This window comes from uncultured Nostoc sp., assembly GCF_964245445.1.
Taxonomy (GTDB): domain Bacteria; phylum Cyanobacteriota; class Cyanobacteriia; order Cyanobacteriales; family Nostocaceae; genus Nostoc.
This window is the reverse complement of sequence record NZ_CAXTNE010000048.1, coordinates 15,605-34,952: the sequence shown is the minus strand read 5'-3', so window position 1 is coordinate 34,952 and position 19,348 is coordinate 15,605. Positions and strand designations below refer to the sequence as shown.

Below are 19,348 nucleotides of genomic sequence, written 5' to 3'. Positions count from 1 at the left end.
CAGGGGGAGCAGAGGGGGGAAAGAGGTAAATTCTCATTCTCCCCCTTGCACCCTGCCCCTCTGCCTCTTTGCCCCATACCCAATGTTCAAGTTTAATGTTGAAGTTCCAAACCTGCTTCTGCATCCAGCAGCCACCAAAGTTCTCCTTGGGGCCGAATTAAGCGGGATGGGTAAGTGAAGTCATCAGCTACAGGTGCAAAGACTTGCGCCAAAGCTGGTCTTTTATTAGCACCAGCAACCAGAAAAATCACGCTGCGAGCAGAGTTGATGAAGGGATATGTGAAAGTTATCCGGGGATTTGCGTCTTTGTTACCCACGGTAACTAGGCGATCGCGTACTTTCAGAGCCTCTGTGTGGGGAAACAAAGATGCGGTATGTGCATCATCACCCATTCCTAGTAATACTACATCCAACGAGGGAAACTCCACCCCAGAAGAATTGAAAAATTCTTTAAGCTGTTGTTCATACTTAGCAGCAGCCAGTTCTGGATTGATTTCCAAAGTTGGTACGGGGTGAATGTTAGCTGCTGGGATATCAACATGATCTAGCCACGCTCGACGCGTCATCAGTTCATTGCTATCGGGGTGATCTGGTGGTACGTAACGCTCATCCCCCCAGAATATATGAATTTTATCCCAAGGCAGTTTTTGATTAGCAATCGCTTCGTATAAGGGTTTAGGTGTACTGCCGCCAGATAAGGCGATGCTAAACTGCCCTCGCTGCTCAATGGCAGTTTCTAACTTGGACAGAATTAATTCTAGCGCTCGTGCAACCAACGCTTGCTTATCCGGTAGAACTTCAACGGTTTTGTTCATGGCTTCATTATTATATTGCTGGCTTCTGGCAATACAATACCGAACTTCTTACAATTCTCCTTTTTAACTTTTGAAACATTTAACATCGTAGATTAGGCAGGCTGGAAAAACGTAGAGGCTTATCACCTTCAACGGTAGGTTGTCAGTAGTCGGTTGTACTAATTACTAACGACTCTCATGGTTATTTTTATTTACATCCAGTTACTTGATACTTTGTTAATTAACGCCACAGAGGATACATTTATTAATTCTTATTAAAAATTAATAAAACTAATTAATCACAAACAGTGATTCCCAGTCAGCGATCGCTTCGCGTTGGGCGATTAACAATTCCTGAATTCCTTTTTGGGCGACATCTAGCAGTTGATTCAGCTGAGTCCGGCTAAAGCTGCCTTCTTCGGCTGTTCCCTGGACTTCAATGATTCCCAGGCGGTGATTCATCACCACGTTAAAATCTACTGTTGCAGCTACATCTTCGATATAATTCAGATCCAAAAATGGCTCTCCCTCCAATAATCCTACGGAAACAGCTGCTACCTGTACACAGAGAGGCGATCGCTCCAACACACCCTCTTGCAACAATTTAGAAATCGCATGAGCCAACGCCACAAACGAGCCTGTAATGGCTGTTGTCCGAGTTCCAGCGTCTGCTTGCAACACATCAGCGTCCACAGTCAGCGTGTGTTCTCCCAACGCCTCAAAATCCACTGCTGCGCGTAAACTGCGGCCAATGAGACGTTGAATTTCTTGTGTCCGTCCAGATAATTTTAATAATTCTCTTTCTTGGCGTTTTTGAGTAGCAGATGGTAGCATCCGGTACTCAGCAGTTAACCAGCCTTTACCAGTTCCTTCGAGAAACTTCGGAACTCCTTTATTAACGCTAACAGTACAAAGTACTTGAGTATCACCGCATCTTGCGAGAACAGAACCGGGGGCAAAGCGGGTAAAATTGGGGTGAAAGCTGATCGGACGTAGTTCGTAAGCAAGACGACCGTCAGGACGCTGCCAAGCCATTGGAGTTGCCTCAAGTTTTACAATACTGCCTTAAGATTACCTTAGTGTTATTGGGCATTTGTCATTTGTCATTTGTCATTTGCCCCCTACCCTCTTCTAAGGAATTCAAAGCAGAGTCAAAATATTTTGCTGCACCATATCTGGTGACTGGTCGCCGTTGATGGTCAACAAGCAGCGACGACGATCGTAATATTCTAGGATGGGAATGGTGCGATCGTAGAATAATTCTACACGGCGTTGCACGATTTCTGGTTGGTCATCTGGTAGCGATCGCCCCAAGGATCGGCTAACCATAACAGCTTCTGGGACTTGGAGATAAATTGCCCAATCTAGCTTTTGCTCTAAATTATCCAATAAAAAATCTAATTCTTCAGCTTGGAAGGCGGTACGGGGATAGCCTTCCAACACCCAATCGCAGTTAATATCTGATTGTCTGAGGCGAATTCGGATCAATTCAACGATCATTTCGTCTGGAACTAACTCTCCTTTTTGTATGTAGGGTCGTGCGTGGTAACCTAGTTCACTCAGGCTAGCGTAAACCGAAAGAGAAGTCCGGGGGTCAGCTTCTGACCATTGCAATTCCGGGAGGAGCTTATCGCCAGATATCGCTTCCCGTAAAATCTCACCAGTAGAAATCAAAGGAATATCAAAGTATCTACAAAGCCTTTGTGCTTGAGTGCTTTTACCCGATCCTGAACCTCCCAGAATCACCAATCTCACAACAATTTCTCCTCATCCTGTCAAATTTACTACTTGCTAAGTCTGTTTTACCCAAACAATTAAGAAATCTAACATTTAGCTATTTTCAGACGTTCTACTTAGCTTTTTTAAATAATTGGAACTCTAACTCTAACGTTTTCATTTTTACAACTCATTTCCGAGAAAAGACGAAAATTTAAATCCAAAGAACTCTTGACTTCAGCACAAACCTAGTGTTTGACTAAGAATGCAATTTGCCAAATTCACCACAACTGTAAAAAACAGATAGATTATATAGGCAGATTTGTAATAAGTACCGCCAGCACAAAAATTTGATTTATTGTAATTTTTTGAACTTTACCCTATGGTTGCCCAGTTAGAAACTCCAAGTATAAATTCACCCCTTAACTTACCATATCCAGTGGAAGGACTAGTGCAAGTTTTCACTAGCTCCCATCGCAACTTTTTTACGAGCGTTATGGCTCAAGCACTGAGAATAGCTGGACAAGGAACACCAGTATTAATAGTGCAGTTTCTCAAAGGGGGTATTCGTCAAGGACAGGATCGACCTATACAACTAGGACAAAATTTAGATTGGATTCGCTGTGATTTGCCTCGTTGTATTGATACACCACATTTAGACGATACTGAAAATCAAGCTTTACAAAAGCTGTGGCAGTATACACAACAAATAGTATGTAAGAGTAAGTATTCTCTCGTTGTCTTAGATGAGTTAAGTTTAGCGATTAACTTTGGTTTAATTCCTGAAACAGAAGTTTTAGCGTTTCTGGCAAAACGCCCTCCCCACGTCGATATCATTCTCACAGGGCCAGAGATGCCAAAATCTCTTCTCGATGTAGCAGATCAAATTACAGAGATCCGTCGCAGTTATCGACCTTAAATAAAATGCTCAATTCAGGATATCCTAGTAATTCGGTTTGAATTAGCTGTGAAGTTGTGATTAAAAACGATATCTGGATTACTGAAATGGCTCAAAAGGGTTTAATTTCGCCCTTTGAGCCAAGTTTAATCCGAAAAGTACAAAAAGATGAGTCTGTAGCGATCCAACCTGTAATTAGCTACGGTTTGTCTTCTTATGGCTATGATATACGCCTTTCTCCGGCTGAGTTCCGCATTTTTCGCCACATTCCCGGAACTGTAGTTGATCCCAAAAACTTTAATCCTCAGAATCTGGAGCCAATACCACTGCACACAGATGCTAATGCCAGTTACTATATACTACCTGCTCACTCCTATGGTCTGGGCGTTGCTCTAGAAAGATTGGAGGTTCCAGGTAATATCACTGTGATTTGCATTGGTAAATCTACTTATGCAAGATGTGGTATTATAGCAAACGTAACTCCTGCTGAAGCTGCCTGGCGTGGTCATTTAACTTTAGAATTTTCCAATTCTTCTAGTGCTGACTGTAGCATCTACGTGAATGAAGGGGTAGTGAAGTTGCTATTTTTAGAAGGCGAACCCTGCGCCATCAGTTACCATGCTGGTCAGGGACAATATCAGGATCAGGCTGAGATTGTGACGCTGGCCAAGGTATGCTGATAATTTGGTTTGAATTAGCTGTGGTGTGAACTTGTGATTAAGAACGATAATTGGATTACTGAAATGGCTCAAAAGGGTATGATTTCTCCCTTTGAGCAAAGTTTAATCCGAAAAGTGCAAAAAGATAGAGATTCAGGGGCACGACCTGTAATTAGCTATGGTCTTTCTTCCTATGGCTACGATATTCGTCTTTCCTCGGCTGAGTTCCGGATTTTTCGCCACATTCCTGGAACTATAGTTGATCCCAAAAACTTTAATCCTCAGAATTTGGAACCAACACGGCTCCACACAGATGGTAATGACAGTTACTTTATCTTACCTGCTCACTCCTACGGTCTGGGGGTTGCCCTAGAAAGGCTCGATGTTCCAGGTAATATCACTGTGCTTTGCATTGGTAAATCTACTTATGCTAGGTGTGGTATTATAGCAAATTTAACACCTGCTGAGGCTGCATGGCGAGGTCATCTTACATTGGAATTTTCCAATTCTTCCAGTGCAGACTGTCGCATTTATGCCAATGAAGGGGTCGTGCAATTGCTATTTTTAGAAGGTGAACCTTGCGATATCAGTTACGAAACTCGCAAGGGGAAATATCAGGATCAGGCTGAAATTGTGACACTAGCTCGTGTATAGTCTAGATAATACGCAAGTTTACACATTTGCTGTAATTCCTGTCGAGCCAAAACCGCCATTTCCTCTAGATGTAAGACTGAGGCTATTAACTTCTTCAACATCAACCCGAACAACAGGTGTAATAACCATTTGAGCGATTTTCATTCCTTTTGTGACTTGAAAAGAACTTTTGCCATGATTGATTAAAATTACACCTATTTCTCCTCGATAACCTTCGTCTACCGTACCTGGAGTATTTAAAACAGTAATTTGATATTTAAGAGCTAGACCGCTTCTAGGGCGAATTTGAGCTTCTGTTCCTTGAGGCAACTCTATTGAAATCCCAGTATGTATTAGCCTACTTTCTCCAGAAGGAAGTTCTAATTCGTCTATTGATACTAAATCTAGCCCTGCATCATTTGGATGTTCATATTTAGGGATAATTGCTGATTCATGTAATTTTAGTATTTTTAGTAACTTCATTATATCTTCTTTATATTTGCTTATTTCTTCTCTGAATATCATTAACTAATTGTACTATTAATGCGCCAGTGAAGCCAACCGTCGCTTTATCTGCAAAAAAATTAGCTGCGGAGTACCAAGTTGTCTGTTTTAACTTGTTTTGATTGTTATAGAGATATCCTGCTAAGGACGAACTAGCTATTATGAATATTCCATAAATAATATATGGAAATAAAAAAGCAAACTTATTATTTTTATTTTTATATTTATCTCTTAAATCCTGAAAATCTTTAGAGTTTTTTAATTGAATCTGTAAGGATTCTTTATAATTTCTAAATCTCTCATTTAGCCATTCATTTTCGTGATCAGTAAGTCCGACTTTGTTTAAAATATCTGGCCTTCCAGGTCGATTATCATGCTGCTCAGGATCACATTTTGATCTGACAAATTGAAACATTATAGATGTAAAAGTAGTTTCTCCTGGAGTTAGATTTATGTCTTTTTCAGTATGGTTATGTAAAGTTATTACAGAAACTCCCATATACCCAGGATCTAGAGTAGTACCAATATGACCAATACCTTCTGAAACTAATTTAACTTTTGAATGGTAAGTTCCAGCTATTCCTTCAGAAACCCAAATCGCTTCATTTGTTACGATCAGTACAGAAGCTCTGCCAGGAATAATTACTTGATTAAGACTAGCATTATAAATGCTAGTATAAGTATCGGTATTTTTGTTTGGAATCTTCCACGCAAGATGACTAGCTGTTAAATTATAACTTGCACCTTTCAGGTTATCTTTCTTAAAAGGAAATATTAAAATATTTCCTTTTACTAATTCCTTTTGAATATCAATATTACTCAGTGCAGTCATAATATTTTTTTTGATAAATTATATAATTTTTTTACAACTAATTTTTAAGGTGCTAATCCCGCCTTACCTAAACACTGCTTTTCATACCATTGTGCGATCGCCCTAAATCAAACCCAAAATTCAGTGCGCCTTAGGTAGCTTACCGTAGGTATCGCTTTATCTAACCACAAATTCTGTCAACTTTCCCATATAAAAAGGCTAAGGTGTCAAGATCTTGCTTATAAATTAAGGTGCTAACCTTGCCTTACCTAAACGCTGCTTTTCATACCATTGTGCGATCGCGCTAAATCATAGCCAAAAATCGGAGTGCGATCGCTTGCTTTATCCCACTGCAAATTCTGTCAGCTTTCGCATATAAGGAGGTTGATAAGCCAGCACGATATCCTGCTTTGGAATACCATACTCTACTAATTCATTAGCCACGCCAACCTCAGTCCCATCATATTGAATCCAAATCTTATGATCTCGAATATCTAGATAAATTAAACAGCCATAAACCCGACGACGATTTTCCCAACCCGTATTCACAACTTGATAATGATCCTGCTGCATATCAAAAATAGTTTGTCGTTCGATTTCACCATAGGCAGGTTTAATCTGAGCGTGACTTGTCAGAACTCGCTGGATGATTTGTCGATACTCAGCTAGTTTATCCATTGTACAATTACCTCATTTTCCGGGTCAAATACTAGTAGTTTCAAGTGATATTCGTGAATACTCAGTTGTGGCAATTGCCGTGAGAAAAAATCTTCATAAGTTGCTAGTGGAACTGCTAAATAGAGAATTCGCTCTGGTTCTTTCAGTTTTAGCGCTACTCAATAATTTAAAGATTGTCCCAAAGCTGTATGAAACTCATAAATCGCAGAAGGAGCAATAAAACTTTTAATTTCTACAGCAATTCGTTCGTCTTGCTTTTGGGCAGCAATTAACCGTTCTGCACCCAAATCAATTTGCAATTGTCCATCTGCTAAGTCAATAGACAGTGGATCGTGTGTAATTGTCCGCCATTCAGCAATGAGCGATGAGGATGAATATCGCTTTGTTCGATACTGCGCGACGGGTAAATTATCACTACTTGCCAGTCGCTAAACTTAGCACGATTGCGGTAGAAATATAACGAAGATTCAGCCCATACTCTCTCATAAAGTTGTTCATCTGTCTTGGAAAGTTGCTCTACTTGGGGAGACCCCAAGACCGCACTTTCCGCTTTCTGGAACTGTACCTCGCAAAAATATACAACTCCAGCACCATCGCTTTCAGGTGGTAGAAATACTCCGTCAATTTCAAATTTCGGTTCTTTGACAGCGACAGAATCAAAACGATAACTATCTGCATTGGTTGGAGGATTTGCCACTAGTTCAAACAGCAAACTGGGAGACTGTTGAAAAAGTTTGTAAAATATTGAATCTCGACGCATGAAAGCATTTTACAAATTTTTTATAAGAAGAATTCAGAACTCAGGAGCAAAGCCAGAGACGCTCTGCCAAGGCGTCAGAATTCAGTATGAATTGCCCCAAAATATGATTATGGTGCTAATCTTGCCTTACCTAGACGCTGCTTTTCATACCATTGCGCGATCGCAGGTGCCCAATCTTCAAAATGGGGCCACATCATTTCACACAACTTTTGAATTTCAAGTTGAGCATCTTTCTTATTTCTCAGGTCACAAAAATGCAAGAAAGACCTTAAATTGAAACTAACTACAAAATGCTGGCGATAATCAAAAGGTACTTTACCTCTTGCGTGTTCTTCAGACATTCCACCCTCAAAATCAGCTTTATATCGTTTAGCTGCTTCTAGACACCACTGCAAATCTGCTGCTCGTTGCTCTGGTGAATAATGGTATTTTTTGCCTTGTCTATCAGTGTAATAACCAACGGGACGTAAGTAAAAAACATCTTCTATGTCTTTCTTAGCTTCTACTACGTCAATAAATTGGTTGCCTGTGTACCTAAAAGACTGAACATCAAATGATACTCCTACACGATGAGTACGAGCCTGCTGCATCACACTGTGAGGAAAGTAGCCACAGTTAAAAACAATCTGGGGATGCTCTAGAGGCCCATAGTGTCCCCTCTCACCCGCTAAAAGTCGCTTAACAATAACTTCGCCGCTTTGCGACTCCGAGGGCCAAGAGTCGCGCTCATCAAACACGAACCCATCGGTATAGTCTTGGTGCATCGCGGCATAAATCACCTGCTGCGGGTTTGGCGTTTTGGCAATAACCTCTACTCGAAATCGATGCATTAGTTTTTGGGGAATGGATTAGTGACTGAGATTGCTTACGCAGAAGCAGCGGAGCCTGTTTGTTATACATAGCTTTGAACTCGATCCATGATCATATCTCTGGCTGGAACTTCTACTTGAGCAGATTAAGATACTTTACAAAAATTAATAATTTTGTTACAGTTATTTACATAAAGAGAAGACGGGGAAAAATCCATGCGTACAAACACTGCTATAATTGATGACCAAGGCAAACTGAACAACTTTGCGATCGAGCCAAGGGTTTATATAGATGAGCAAGGCGATCGCACTGGTTTCACTTCCTATGCAGAAATGCTCAACGGTCGTTTAGCAATGATTGGTTTTGTCTCTCTAATAGCATTAGAAGTATTGACAGGACACGGTATCGTTGGTGTTTTGTCAAGTCTGTAAAAACTTATTTCTATAACTTAATTCTCAACAAATATAAGAGACGGGAAATTTCCCGTCTCTTAATTTATGGAAAACTTAGTGCTAGAGTAAAAATATACTGATAGCAAAAGCCGCTATTAGCGTAAAAATATTGGGTGAACTATGGCTTTAACTGCTTCAACTATGTTGCCATTAGGCACAAAAGCACCAGATTTTAATCTACCGGAAGTGGTATCTGGAAAGGCAACTTCACTTTCGACCTTCGCAGATAAAAAAGCGTTGTTGGTAATGTTTATTTGTCGGCATTGCCCATTTGTAAAGCACGTTCAACAAGAATTAGTGCAGTTAGGAAAAGATTATTTTACAAGTGATTTAGCGATCATTGCCATCAGTGCTAACGATGCAAAAAATTACCCAGATGATGCGCCAGAGTCGTTACAAGCATTTGCAACAGAACAAGGGTTTAATTTTACCTTATGTTACGACGAGAGCCAGGAAACAGCAAAGGCTTACACCGCAGCTTGCACACCTGATTTTTTTGTATTTGATGAGCAACGGCAACTTATTTATCGGGGACAATTAGATGATAGCCGCCCCAGTAATGGTAAACCCGTAACAGGCGCAGATTTACGGAAAGCCATTGAAGCAGTGTTGGCGGGTAAACCTGTTACAAGCGACCAAAAGCCGAGTGTTGGTTGCAATATTAAATGGAAACCTGGAAACCAACCCAGTTATTTTGGTTAAAAGGGATTTGGGAATGGGGAATTGGGCATTAGGCATTGGGCATTAGTCATTCTTTTCCCCCTACTCCCTACTCCCCATAACCATCAATGTTTAATTTCCAAATTCAGTATGTAGCATCCTAATTGAACTTTTTCTGCCCACAATTCATATTCCAGACGCAAATGTTCTGGCAAGGGATGTCCGTTGAGAATTAGGCTACTAGTAAAATTTCGTAAACGAATAGGATTGTTAGGTTGCAACGACTCAGTTGGCAACCAATAGCGACTAATGCCATAAACGCCCCGTTCCCAAAAGTGACGGTAACTCACTTGAGCGTTACCTTGCATAGTCATGATGACTCTGTAAGGGGAAATCTCCAGCCACAAAATTCTAGGACTATTAGGGGCGTAAGCTTTGCTCTTACTTTGAGGAAGTGTATCCTCTGGACTTACGACACTCTCTACTTCACAGTTAATTAGAGGTGGTGCGGTCAGCAGCAAATGGAATCTATCAGTATCTTTTTGATACAATGTCGCGGCAGTTTCCACAACAGACCAGATTGGTAGGTCAGTGGAAATAAGTGATAAGCACACGGGCTTGCGGTGATGGGTCAGCATGGGAGCGATAAGGGCTAAAAGCTATTGAACAAAGTGAAATGAACACTCTAGCTGTCTAATAGGTCAGGGTAAGAAACTAAATAGTAAACAGGCTTAATATTAATGAATCCGCTGATTTGTTAAGCTACACAAATTCCAATAGAAACTGGTAGAATGTCAGCTTAAACAGCAAAAACGGTACTTTCTCTAGAGAGAGCTAATTCGTAAGTAAAGCTTGTAAATATTCTAAGGCTATAGCCTCAAAACAGTGGGAGTCGTTTTAGATGTTAAGAAACCTTCTTGAGGGAAACTCGCCGTATATTTGAGTAAGTTTCATAGAGTAAAAAGCAATAGGATACTAGGCAGGAAGTCACTAGCAGCGATTTTGTTTGTTGCTGCTGAACCTCCGGTGTATTCCAAAGCCAGTGTATCCTAATGTCCCCTTCTGTTATAACCGTAGAAACTCACGAAGACCTTTGTCACAAGTTAATTATTCAACGACCCCCTTTTGGCTGTCTTTACGGGGTCATATCTGGGTGGTTGGGGATCTTCACTATCGTCTAATGTTGGGCGCTCTAACCGAAGGTGAAACCGAAATTTTGTAACTTCTCTTAAAAGAAGAATCCCGCAGCACTGCTAGTTGTTTTCAAGCTCGACAAAAGGACTTTTCAAATATCCTCAAAACTTTATCGAATTCCTGTAATTTTGAGTATTTGTACTGAATTAGGTATATTTTGCAAAAATTAACGCTTTGAAATTTGTTACCCCAGATGAATCGCACTAAGTTCTGGGCTGCATGTAATACTCATGAAGCGATGACGCGACAAGCGAATAAAACAATCAAGCAAATATTTTATCCCGGTTATGGGGTGCATCAAAATCAATCAGTGGTCCTTTTGGAACGATGCGAGTTGGGTTAACTTGGGGATGGCTTCTGTAATAATGCCGTTTGATGTGGTCAAGATTGCAAGTTTCTTTAACTCCCGGCAGTTGGTAAAGTTCTTTAAGATAATTCCACAGATTCGGATAATCTACAATTCTGCGTAAGTTGCATTTGAAATGCACATAATAAACTACATCGAAACGAAACAGAGTAGTGAACATACACCAGTCCGCCTCAGTGATTTGATTTTTGCAAAGATAGCGTTGATTTCCCAATACTTTTTCCCAGTAGTCGAGAGCGGTGAATAATTCCGTTACTGCTTCATCATAAGCCGACTGAGTGGTAGCAAATCCTGCCCGGTAGACACCGTTATTTATTGGTTGATAAATCGTATCAATCGTCTCGTCAATTACTTTTTGTAAATGTTCTGGATAAAAGTTGATATCTTGTTTAGCGAAAGCATTAAATTCTGTATCAAACATCCGAATGATTTCGCGGGATTCATTATTGACAATTGTCCCATTTTGGATATCCCATAAAACTGGAACTGTCACCCGACCGCTATAGTTAGGGTCAGCTTTTAGATAAAGTTGCCAAAGATATTGAGTCCCGTTGACTGTATCGGGAATGCACCCCGGTTCATGGCCAAATTCCCAGCTATTTTGATCGATTTCTGCGGCAACGACTGATAACCCAATGACATCTTGGAGTCCTTTCAATTGGCGGATAATAGCGGTGCGACACGCCCAAGGGCAAGCCCAAGAAATATACAGATGATAGCGCCCTGCTTCAGCTTTCAAGCCACTAGAACCATCAGCTGTAATGTGGTTGCGGAAAGTAGTTGATGGACGGATAAATTTACCTTCTGAGTCTTCTTGATCCCTTTGAGATATCCACTGACCATCCTTAAGAATTCCCAAACCCATAATGATCTCCTTAGTTATTAGTCAACAGTCAAAATCTAAAACTTTTGACTTTTGACCCCTTCGGGGTGACGCTGCAAGCTCGCTAACGCCAGTCGCTCATGGGGGAACCCCCCTTGGCGCTAGCCTCTCCCTTTGGGAGAAGACTGCGCTAGCTCACTTTTGACTATTCAGCGTTGAGGATTTTTGGTACTTTGAAAAATTCGCCTTCCTGTTCAGGTGCACTGTTGAGGATGCTTTCTCGGTCAGGATAGGGTTGCAATTTATCCTCTCGTGTGATGTTGCTAACATCAATTGCCCGCGTTGTTGGGGGTACATTACTAACATCAAGTTCATCCAACTGTTGAATATAATCCAGAATACTTCCTAACTGAGTAGTGAATTGTTCTTCTTCTTCGGGAGTTAATTCTAAACGAGCAAGATTAGCTACTTTATGAACTTGTTCTTGGTCAATCATAAATTGTCATTTGTCATTGGTCATTTGTCATTGGTCATTGGTCATTAGTCCTTAGCAAATGACAAAGAACTAATGACTAATGACTAAAAGAATACGTCAATTTGCGATCGCCCGGTGGTTTTCAACCAGTTTTGAGCTTCAATGTAGTTATTGGGAGCCATGCGAATAGCTCGAATCCAATAGTCTGCTGCTTGGTCAAAGAGTGCTTCGCCAGCCTCGTTATCTCCAGCTTCTTTCTCTTTTTCGCCTTGGTAGTGATAAATCACAGCGATATTGTTCAAAGCTTGGGGCATACGTGGGTTTAACTCAATTGCCTGGTGATACAGTTCTAAAGCTTTGTTGTGGTCGCCGTTGCTGGCATAGATTAGCCCCATATTGTAGAGAATATAGCCGCGATCGTTGGTATCTTCCTCTAGTGTTAGAGCTTCTTCATAATATTCCAATGCTTCAGCATATTCCCCTTCTGCTTGGGCTGACATGCCATCTCGATAATAAACAAACGCTTCTTTAGCTTTTTTGTTGGTTGGCAGGATCTTCAGAATGATATCCGCCATCACTGTAAAGGATTTGTCAACAAAATTATCGTTCTTTTGTGTTCTTGGCATAGTAGTCTCTGGGGATTGGAGATTGGGGATTGGGGACTGGGTATTAGGTATTGGAAATCTTCCCTCTTCGTTTAATCCCCAGTCCACTCAATAGTTAATTTAACTGATTTGTGGGGGCATTCTTCTCACTGAGTGGAATGATGCACTCTGGACTATTATGGCGAGAGTTGTTTACTAAAGTGCTAACTGGATACGCAGTCATTGCTGGTGCTGGATAGGGACGCAATAGCTGCTGTAGGGTTTGGGGCGTTTGCACTTGGGAATCTAGCCATAAATCGTAATCTTCTGGCTCTAGAATCACTGGCATCCGCTCGTGGATAGGTTGGAGTAATTCGTTAGCTGCCGTTGTCAAAATTGTACAAGAGATTATTTCTTCGTTAGCAGGCGATCGCCATTTCTCCCACAAACCTGCAAAGGCGAAGGGTTGCCCATCTTGAAGGCGAAAATAAAATGGCTGCTTTTTACCTTGTTGCCGTTGCCACTCATAAAAGCCATCAGCTATCACTAAACAGCGTCGATGCTTAAAAGCCGAACGAAAAGAAGGTTTTTCGGCAACAGTTTCAGCCCTAGCGTTAATTAGCTTTGCCCCCATCGCTGCATCTTTCGCCCATGACGGAATTAATCCCCAATACAACTGCTTAAATTCACGCTTTTCGCTTTCGGGGTTTTGTAACACTGTTGCCACCATTTGCGTCGGTGCGATATTATATCCGCCTGCTAAATCCAGAACTGGCTCGACATGGAAAACTTGAGCTAAAGCTTCTGCTGACTGATTTAAAGTAAATCTTCCACACATAGTTTTATTCTCGACCACTGACTAAATTAAACATGTCAATCTAGAAATGAATAATGTTTTTTATTTTTTCAGATAATTTTATTTAGTACTTCTAAGCGAAATCTTCAAAAAAATCATCCGGTTTTGGGAAAATATTTTGGTAAGATATTGTATTTTGAACCTCTAATTATCAACATATTCTTAACTGCATTCTAGCATGGAACTACTGCGTCTGTACGATTTTTTACCTTCTGGTAATGGTTATAAGATACGTCTTTTATTAACACAACTAGGTATGCCTTTTGAGAGGGTAGAGCTTAACATTTTGAAAGGCGAGACTCGAACACCAGAATTTTTAAGTAAAAATCCCAATGGAAAAATACCTGTTATTGAAATCGAGCCAGGTAAATACTTGGCAGAATCAAATGCCATATTGGTATATCTAAGTGAAGGTACAGAATTTCTACCCTACGACCGCTTTTTACGAGCGCAGGTGCTGCAATGGTTATGTTTTGAACAGTATAGCCATGAACCTTATATTGCTACATCAAGATTTTGGATTTCTATTTTAGGTAAAACTGAAAAATATAGTGAAGCTATAAAGCAAAAACGTGAACCAGGTTATACAGCACTTAGCCTGATGGAAAAACACTTAAGTTCTCACACTTTTTTTGTAGGAGAGCGTTACACGATTGCTGATATCGCCTTGTTCGCGTACACTCATGTAGCTGATGAAGGTGGGTTCGATTTAACGCAATTTCCTGCTATCCAAGCTTGGATAGAAAGAGTTAAAGCTCAACCAAGGTATATCAGTATTACACAAGCATAAAAACTCGATTTTGCTTTTTTTTGTGTCTCTCGTTTCTTGGCTTTGCTAGAGGATATATTGGGTGGGACATTGCCTCACATTCAGCAGGAGGCAGAGTCTTCCAATAAGGTTATTACTAAGCAGCTACTAGTAGTCTGTATCAATTTCTATCAGCTTTTGCCGAGAGGACAAACCTGATTTTATTCTGATATCAGATTTGGCTACATTAAATTTCTTTGCTAATAGTTTAATTAACTCTTCATTAGCTTTACCATCAACTGGGGGCGATTTTAAATACACAGTCAAACTGCCATCAGGTTGTTCTTCTATTTTTTGCTGTTTTGAATTAGGTTTAACCTTGACTTTTTTTTGCATAACCTATTTTCTGTAATTGTCGCAGCCACAACCAACCTAATACAGAACCCAATACATAATGAGGAAAATCCCACCAAACAAAGGTAGTACCAAGTAACAATTTGCCTATCAAGGTGGCACGAATCTCCTCTAATAGCGGCGGATGCCAAAGTTGCAAGAATTCTAGTATACAGGTGATGACAAAAACCCATATAGGAATTTGGATTATCGCCGCCCGACTTCTGAAAAACCAAAATGCGAACAGACACCAAAATATTTCATAAAATACAGCTGCACCGTAGTCATTAAACCACTGATGGGCAGGCCCATTATAATACTTAAATAAAAAGCCCATCGGTACAACGATGAGCACAGAAAGAATTATAAATATTGTTTGGTTACGGTTTTGACGCATTTTCTACAGACTAAAGACTAAGGAAAATTTTAGCAGCCCGAACGACTGGAAGTCCCGGCTACACAAATGTAGGCGTACCCTTACAATACAAGCAAGCTACGCGTACCGTCTCTTAAGGAAGGGTAGTCCGCCCACGCAGACTAATGTTCTCTTTCTACGTCAACGCATTGTGGGGAGCGCTTGTTAGTCGAATGTTTACTGAACTATTTGTTTGAGGAACTGGCTTGATTTAGAAGATGAATAGCATCTGGCTCAAGTTTAATATCTACAGATTTGATGATATCTTGAAGCTGCTCAACTTTTGTGGCGCTAACAATAGGAGCGGTAATAGTAGGACGCGCAATTAGCCAGGCCAGAGCAATTTGGGTGGGAGTAGCATTATAAATCTTGGCCACTTCATCCAGTGCCTCTAGAATTGCCAAACCACGAGCATTCAAATATTTCTTGACAGAATTACCACGGGCACTAATAGACAGGTCTTTTTCTGAGCGATATTTACCAGAAAGAAAGCCACTGCACAGAGAGGAATAGCTAATCACACCAATTAATTGTTCTTGGGAGATTTGTTGTAGCTCCTGCTCGTACTCAGCTCGGTCGTACAAATTATAACGAGGCTGAAGGCTCTCATAGCGAGGATAACTATGCTGCTGGCTGATTTGCAATGCCTGTATCAAACGCTCTGCACTATAGTTTGAAGCACCAATGAAGCGCACTTTTCCCTGATGAATTAATTCCCCATAAGTTTCTAGGGTTTCTACAAGGGGAGTACTTTCATCATCAATATGTGATTGATACAAATCAATATAATCGGTTTGTAACCTGTGCAATGAGTCTTCAACGGCTTGTTGGATGTGTTTGCGAGAAAGTCCTTTGCCTTTAATACCCATGTCATTGCCAACTTTAGTGGCAATTACCACTTGGTCACGATTGCCACGCTGCTTGAGCCACTTCCCTAAGATGATCTCCGACTCTCCACCCTGATTGCCTATAGCCCATTTGGAATAGACATCAGCAGTGTCAATAAAATTACCTCCAGCCTTGATGAAGTAATCTAAAATCTCAAATGAAGTATTTTCATCAATAGTCCACCCAAACACATTGCCGCCAAAACATAGTCGTGATACTTCTAGCCCGGAACGTCCAAGTTTAAGTCTTTCCATCAACACTGCACTCCTTTATCCTTGTTCAATATTTGACGGCGAATTAATTAGTCCGTGCCTTACCCCATACATGAATGTAGTTGCTCTCCACAGCACGGAGGTTTCGGTGAAAAGTTACAAACTTCTTAACACACCTTGTTTTTTGGTTCTGACTGTGTGATACTTTCGTTTAAATTCAGAAAATACTGTATCTCTATTAATCTACCGTATTTATAAAAATATAAAGATATATTATTTATCCTTTGGATGCAATACGTAATAGGGGCTAATATCTGTGATCCCTTGGAAATTCGAGATTATCTCTAAGGGAAGTAGGCATCTGTTTACGGCTGTCCAAGATGTTAGCTTTGCTGTGAAACCAAAAGAAAAGTTTGTAATTATTGGTTCCTCTGGTTGTGGAAAGAGTAGCCTGCTAAAAGCGATCGCTGGTTTTCAGCCCATCAAATGTAGGTCAATAGCAATACACTTAATTGTCCTTGATCACAACTAAGGTTAAGAACCAATATTGGTATACAATACTGTTCATCTAATAAGACTATTTAAACTCTCTAAAGTACTATTGAGAACAGCACTATCAATTGAGTAGTATCTTGTTTGCCCTTTTTTGTAATTCTTCGCTAAACCTGCTTCCGTCAAAACTTTCAAGTGGTGACAAGAAAGAGATAAGCTAATACCCAACTGCTCGGCAATTTCTGAACAGCTGATTTCGTCAGTATTTAACAGTAAATCTACTAGGCGCAGGCGTGTTGCATCTGAAAGAGCCGTGAAGATTTTAGCGCGGTTTTCGTAATTTATTTTCTCAATCATCCCCATATCATAGCAGGATCTGGAATTTTACTAAAATACTCAAATAATCATTTGACTATTCTGCAAAAATTCTGTTATGCTAATTACTGCAATGGTTAAATAAGTATTTAACTATAATTATCTAGTACTGAAGATTCCTGACGAGATACTACGTTAACAAACATCAACAGCTACTTTGAGTCCTACTTTTACAACATAGCTGAGGCGTGTTGTAATCTTGCTGACGCCGTTAGATGTAATTGCGATCAATTGCCAGATATTGAGCGTGAATTGCACTCCAACTCCACGGGATCTTATCTGTCTGAACTTCTAAACAAGGATGTAAGCAATGAGCACAGGCAATCGTTTTTTCTCTGACCTGAAACAAGTTGAGGCAGAACTGACCTACCTCACCCCTATGGCAGAAAAGCTTGTCAACTATGCCTACGAACCCCCACTAGGGGTTCCCCGCTCCAACGGAAAGTACGAAACACACAAAGTGCCAATCCATAATGCACGGGTAATTTCAGATAAAGTATCCTTAGAGCGCCAAGGCTTCGACTTTGCTGCACATGAAAGTAAAGTCAGTGATTTCTATGATGAAGATGAGATCCGCAGCGTCTATTATCCTGAAGCCAAGCAATTATTGAAAGAGGTGACAGGTGCAACTGAAGTACTAATATTCGATCACACTCTTCGTAACGCTCAACGTTCGCAGTCGGGCGAGAACGAAATCAGGGAACCTGTCAAGCGCGTGCATAATGACTTTACAGCAAAATCTGGCTATACTCGCGCACGCAAGGTATTGACAGAGCAGGGAATAGATAACATTGATCAAGTGCTGCAAAAAAGGTTTGCACTGATTAACATTTGGCGACCTATTGCACCAGTTGAAGAGTCACCATTAGCAGTGTGCGACGCTTTTTCTATCGCACCTACAGACCTTGTAGCTGGTGATCTCTTGTACCCCAATTACGCTGGCGAAACTTACGCAATAACCTATAACCCATCACATCAATGGTTTTATTTCCCGCAAATGCAACAAGACGAAGCGCTATTTATTAAGTGCTTTGACTCCGCAGAAGAAGGACGGGCCAGGTTTGCCGCCCATACTGGATTTGATGACCCCACTAGCGCACCAGATGCTCCACCTCGTCAGAGCATTGAGTTAAGGACGATAGTTTTCTACCCCGAATAGATTCATCAGAGAATGACACCAATGGTCAATCTTTTTAGCTGCGTTTAAGTCTTTATCCGAATGGCACTAAAAAAAGCCCAAAGGCTAGTGTTGCAACGACGCTAGCTTTTTAAACTAAACCGTTTAGGGAGATCCAACAAATAAAATGCCCAGCCGTCGCTTTCGCCCTCAAGGCGAAAGCGCCTAGATATCTCGGTTGTGCCAAAAATATTATTGATACGGCTGGGCATTTTATTTTCTGGAAGTGCCTTAGAAAAGCACTTCATGACAGCTTTGCCAGCTCTACCCCAATAATAGACCTCTTGCAAAAATAAATTATGGTACAATCGGGGATTTGAAAAATTTGCTTTCTATCTCTATCAGACATCCCAATGAGGTAACAAAAGTTCTCTGTATAGATTCTGATATGGATTTTTTATAAAATACCCAATCATACCACAAAATAATTATGCAAGAGGTCTAATGTAATTGCACGGATTTCCTCTATAATATCTGTGCGTCTAAAGAACAAATTACTTTCTTTTACGTAATGCTACTTAAAACCTAACCGAGAAACTCCCTTGGAGAGTTTTCGCGTAATTATTCACTCCCCGTTGCAAAATTGTCGAAACCCTTGATTTTTCTTTGAGCAGTACAGGGGGGTGTCAACGGTTACGTTTTCGGAGAAGCTCTTAAGTGCTGAATGAAAATCTATCCCAATACTACTCAGTTAAGCCTCTTTTGGGCATTATAGACTAGGATATTTCAAGGGTTTGAGCCTACTTTCTATCCTTAACTGAGGAGTATTGGAATCTATCCTATACTCTAACCACGGTTAAATTATGAGCATCACAAAGTTTCCGAGATTCATTCAACCCTTGGTAACTATTCCAATGGTAGGGCTGACTACCTTCTCGATTACTTGTTTATTGCACGACTCGGCATTGGCAGGCCCAGATACCTCAAGCCCCTGGGCGATTATTCAAAATACTTATTCCTGGGCACGTTGGGCA

Annotated in this window: 24 protein-coding genes and 2 pseudogenes; 8 read left to right on the top strand and 18 right to left on the bottom strand. The window is 40.7% G+C overall.

Annotated elements, in window-relative coordinates:
• Positions 1-92: 92 nt before the first annotated feature.
• From pgl to ACFE90_RS11345, 3 genes are all read right to left on the bottom strand, one after another.
• Entirely contained in the window at positions 93-815 is a 723-nt protein-coding gene (pgl, locus tag ACFE90_RS11355; RefSeq protein ID WP_375500489.1) for a 6-phosphogluconolactonase, read from the bottom strand.
• 270 nt (positions 816-1,085) lie between these two features.
• Positions 1,086-1,829, bottom strand: a complete 744-nt coding sequence (gene rph, locus ACFE90_RS11350) for a ribonuclease PH (protein ID WP_375500487.1) — start codon at positions 1,827-1,829, stop codon at positions 1,086-1,088.
• A 105-nt stretch (positions 1,830-1,934) separates the two neighbouring features.
• Positions 1,935-2,549 carry an adenylate kinase family protein gene (locus ACFE90_RS11345; RefSeq protein WP_375500485.1) on the bottom strand — a complete coding sequence of 205 codons (615 nt, stop codon included), beginning with the start codon at positions 2,547-2,549 and terminating at the stop codon, positions 1,935-1,937.
• Positions 2,550-2,892: 343 nt separating this feature from the next.
• On the opposite strand from ACFE90_RS11345, the gene ACFE90_RS11340 reads away from it, so the two are divergent.
• The 3 genes from ACFE90_RS11340 to dcd (ACFE90_RS11330) all read left to right on the top strand — a co-directional run bounded on the left by ACFE90_RS11340 (position 2,893) and on the right by dcd (ACFE90_RS11330) (position 4,721).
• Complete coding sequence (locus tag ACFE90_RS11340) at positions 2,893-3,429, top strand: P-loop NTPase family protein (protein WP_375500483.1); 537 nt, start codon at positions 2,893-2,895, stop codon at positions 3,427-3,429.
• Between the two features lie 86 nt (positions 3,430-3,515).
• Positions 3,516-4,088: a dCTP deaminase gene (gene dcd / locus ACFE90_RS11335; protein WP_375500497.1), complete on the top strand. Its 573-nt coding sequence runs from the start codon at positions 3,516-3,518 to the stop codon at positions 4,086-4,088.
• Between the two features lie 63 nt (positions 4,089-4,151).
• A complete protein-coding gene (dcd, locus tag ACFE90_RS11330) occupies positions 4,152-4,721 on the top strand; it encodes a dCTP deaminase (RefSeq protein WP_375500495.1) in 570 nt (189 codons plus the stop codon).
• Between the two features lie 18 nt (positions 4,722-4,739).
• Here dcd (ACFE90_RS11330) and dut read toward each other — a convergent pair whose 3' ends face one another.
• The 6 genes and pseudogenes from dut to thyX form a co-directional block, all read right to left on the bottom strand.
• A complete protein-coding gene (dut, locus tag ACFE90_RS11325; protein WP_375500481.1) occupies positions 4,740-5,225 on the bottom strand; it encodes a dUTP diphosphatase in 486 nt (161 codons plus the stop codon).
• Positions 5,194-6,036 carry a deoxycytidine triphosphate deaminase gene (locus ACFE90_RS11320; protein ID WP_375500479.1) on the bottom strand — a complete coding sequence of 281 codons (843 nt, stop codon included), beginning with the start codon at positions 6,034-6,036 and terminating at the stop codon, positions 5,194-5,196. The genes dut and ACFE90_RS11320 overlap by 32 nt, the downstream gene beginning before the upstream one ends.
• 321 nt (positions 6,037-6,357) lie before the next feature.
• Positions 6,358-6,693 carry a XisI protein gene (locus ACFE90_RS11315; protein WP_375500477.1) on the bottom strand — a complete coding sequence of 112 codons (336 nt, stop codon included), beginning with the start codon at positions 6,691-6,693 and terminating at the stop codon, positions 6,358-6,360.
• A pseudogene (locus ACFE90_RS11310) lies at positions 6,681-7,013 on the bottom strand (element excision factor XisH family protein). Before ACFE90_RS11310 ends, ACFE90_RS11315 begins: the two are co-directional and overlap by 13 nt.
• Before the next feature lie 5 nt (positions 7,014-7,018).
• Positions 7,019-7,453: pseudogene (locus ACFE90_RS11305) on the bottom strand (Rpn family recombination-promoting nuclease/putative transposase); the annotation flags it as partial.
• A gap of 107 nt (positions 7,454-7,560) precedes the next feature.
• Positions 7,561-8,283, bottom strand: a complete 723-nt coding sequence (thyX, locus tag ACFE90_RS11300; RefSeq protein WP_375500475.1) for an FAD-dependent thymidylate synthase — start codon at positions 8,281-8,283, stop codon at positions 7,561-7,563.
• A 195-nt stretch (positions 8,284-8,478) separates the two neighbouring features.
• Here thyX and ACFE90_RS11295 point away from each other — a divergent pair, with 195 nt between their 5' ends.
• Together ACFE90_RS11295 and ACFE90_RS11290 are read left to right on the top strand one after the other, a co-directional pair.
• Positions 8,479-8,694, top strand: a complete 216-nt coding sequence (locus ACFE90_RS11295; RefSeq protein ID WP_375500473.1) for a chlorophyll a/b-binding protein — start codon at positions 8,479-8,481, stop codon at positions 8,692-8,694.
• 141 nt (positions 8,695-8,835) lie between these two features.
• Positions 8,836-9,417, top strand: a complete 582-nt coding sequence (locus ACFE90_RS11290) for a thioredoxin family protein (protein ID WP_375500471.1) — start codon at positions 8,836-8,838, stop codon at positions 9,415-9,417.
• Positions 9,418-9,500: 83 nt separating this feature from the next.
• Here ACFE90_RS11290 and ACFE90_RS11285 read toward each other — a convergent pair whose 3' ends face one another.
• The 5 genes from ACFE90_RS11285 to ACFE90_RS11265 all read right to left on the bottom strand — a co-directional run bounded on the left by ACFE90_RS11285 (position 9,501) and on the right by ACFE90_RS11265 (position 13,656).
• Positions 9,501-10,013 (bottom strand): hypothetical protein, encoded by a 513-nt coding sequence (locus tag ACFE90_RS11285; RefSeq protein ID WP_375500469.1) that lies wholly within the window; start codon positions 10,011-10,013, stop codon positions 9,501-9,503.
• 819 nt (positions 10,014-10,832) lie between these two features.
• Positions 10,833-11,801 (bottom strand): glutathione S-transferase family protein, encoded by a 969-nt coding sequence (locus tag ACFE90_RS11280; RefSeq protein WP_375500467.1) that lies wholly within the window; start codon positions 11,799-11,801, stop codon positions 10,833-10,835.
• Between the two features lie 163 nt (positions 11,802-11,964).
• Complete coding sequence (gene gatC / locus ACFE90_RS11275) at positions 11,965-12,255, bottom strand: Asp-tRNA(Asn)/Glu-tRNA(Gln) amidotransferase subunit GatC (protein WP_109010682.1); 291 nt, start codon at positions 12,253-12,255, stop codon at positions 11,965-11,967.
• An 83-nt stretch (positions 12,256-12,338) separates the two neighbouring features.
• Positions 12,339-12,860 (bottom strand): photosystem I assembly protein Ycf3, encoded by a 522-nt coding sequence (locus ACFE90_RS11270; protein WP_229488418.1) that lies wholly within the window; start codon positions 12,858-12,860, stop codon positions 12,339-12,341.
• Positions 12,861-12,954: 94 nt separating this feature from the next.
• A complete protein-coding gene (locus ACFE90_RS11265) occupies positions 12,955-13,656 on the bottom strand; it encodes an SOS response-associated peptidase (protein ID WP_375500465.1) in 702 nt (233 codons plus the stop codon).
• 196 nt (positions 13,657-13,852) lie between these two features.
• Here ACFE90_RS11265 and ACFE90_RS11260 point away from each other — a divergent pair, with 196 nt between their 5' ends.
• The gene (locus ACFE90_RS11260; protein ID WP_375500463.1) at positions 13,853-14,464 is read left to right on the top strand and encodes a glutathione S-transferase family protein; all 612 of its coding nucleotides are present in this window, start codon (positions 13,853-13,855) and stop codon (positions 14,462-14,464) included.
• A 126-nt stretch (positions 14,465-14,590) separates the two neighbouring features.
• Here ACFE90_RS11260 and ACFE90_RS11255 read toward each other — a convergent pair whose 3' ends face one another.
• From ACFE90_RS11255 to ACFE90_RS11245, 3 genes are all read right to left on the bottom strand, one after another.
• Positions 14,591-14,818, bottom strand: coding sequence for a DUF167 domain-containing protein (locus ACFE90_RS11255; protein WP_375500461.1), 228 nt, complete (start codon positions 14,816-14,818; stop codon positions 14,591-14,593).
• Positions 14,796-15,212: a DUF2809 domain-containing protein gene (locus ACFE90_RS11250; RefSeq protein WP_375500459.1), complete on the bottom strand. Its 417-nt coding sequence runs from the start codon at positions 15,210-15,212 to the stop codon at positions 14,796-14,798. Before ACFE90_RS11250 ends, ACFE90_RS11255 begins: the two co-directional genes overlap by 23 nt.
• Before the next feature lie 203 nt (positions 15,213-15,415).
• Complete coding sequence (locus ACFE90_RS11245) at positions 15,416-16,372, bottom strand: aldo/keto reductase (RefSeq protein ID WP_375500457.1); 957 nt, start codon at positions 16,370-16,372, stop codon at positions 15,416-15,418.
• 274 nt (positions 16,373-16,646) lie between these two features.
• Here ACFE90_RS11245 and ACFE90_RS11240 point away from each other — a divergent pair, with 274 nt between their 5' ends.
• Entirely contained in the window at positions 16,647-16,862 is a 216-nt protein-coding gene (locus ACFE90_RS11240; RefSeq protein WP_375500455.1) for an ATP-binding cassette domain-containing protein, read from the top strand.
• A gap of 32 nt (positions 16,863-16,894) precedes the next feature.
• Here the strand turns inward: ACFE90_RS11240 and ACFE90_RS11235 are convergent, their stop codons facing one another.
• Complete coding sequence (locus ACFE90_RS11235) at positions 16,895-17,179, bottom strand: ArsR/SmtB family transcription factor (RefSeq protein ID WP_375500453.1); 285 nt, start codon at positions 17,177-17,179, stop codon at positions 16,895-16,897.
• A gap of 328 nt (positions 17,180-17,507) precedes the next feature.
• Between ACFE90_RS11235 and ACFE90_RS11230 the strand changes: the two genes are divergently transcribed.
• Positions 17,508-18,356 carry a CmcJ/NvfI family oxidoreductase gene (locus tag ACFE90_RS11230; RefSeq protein ID WP_375500451.1) on the top strand — a complete coding sequence of 283 codons (849 nt, stop codon included), beginning with the start codon at positions 17,508-17,510 and terminating at the stop codon, positions 18,354-18,356.
• The last annotated feature ends 992 nt before the right edge of the window (positions 18,357-19,348 follow it).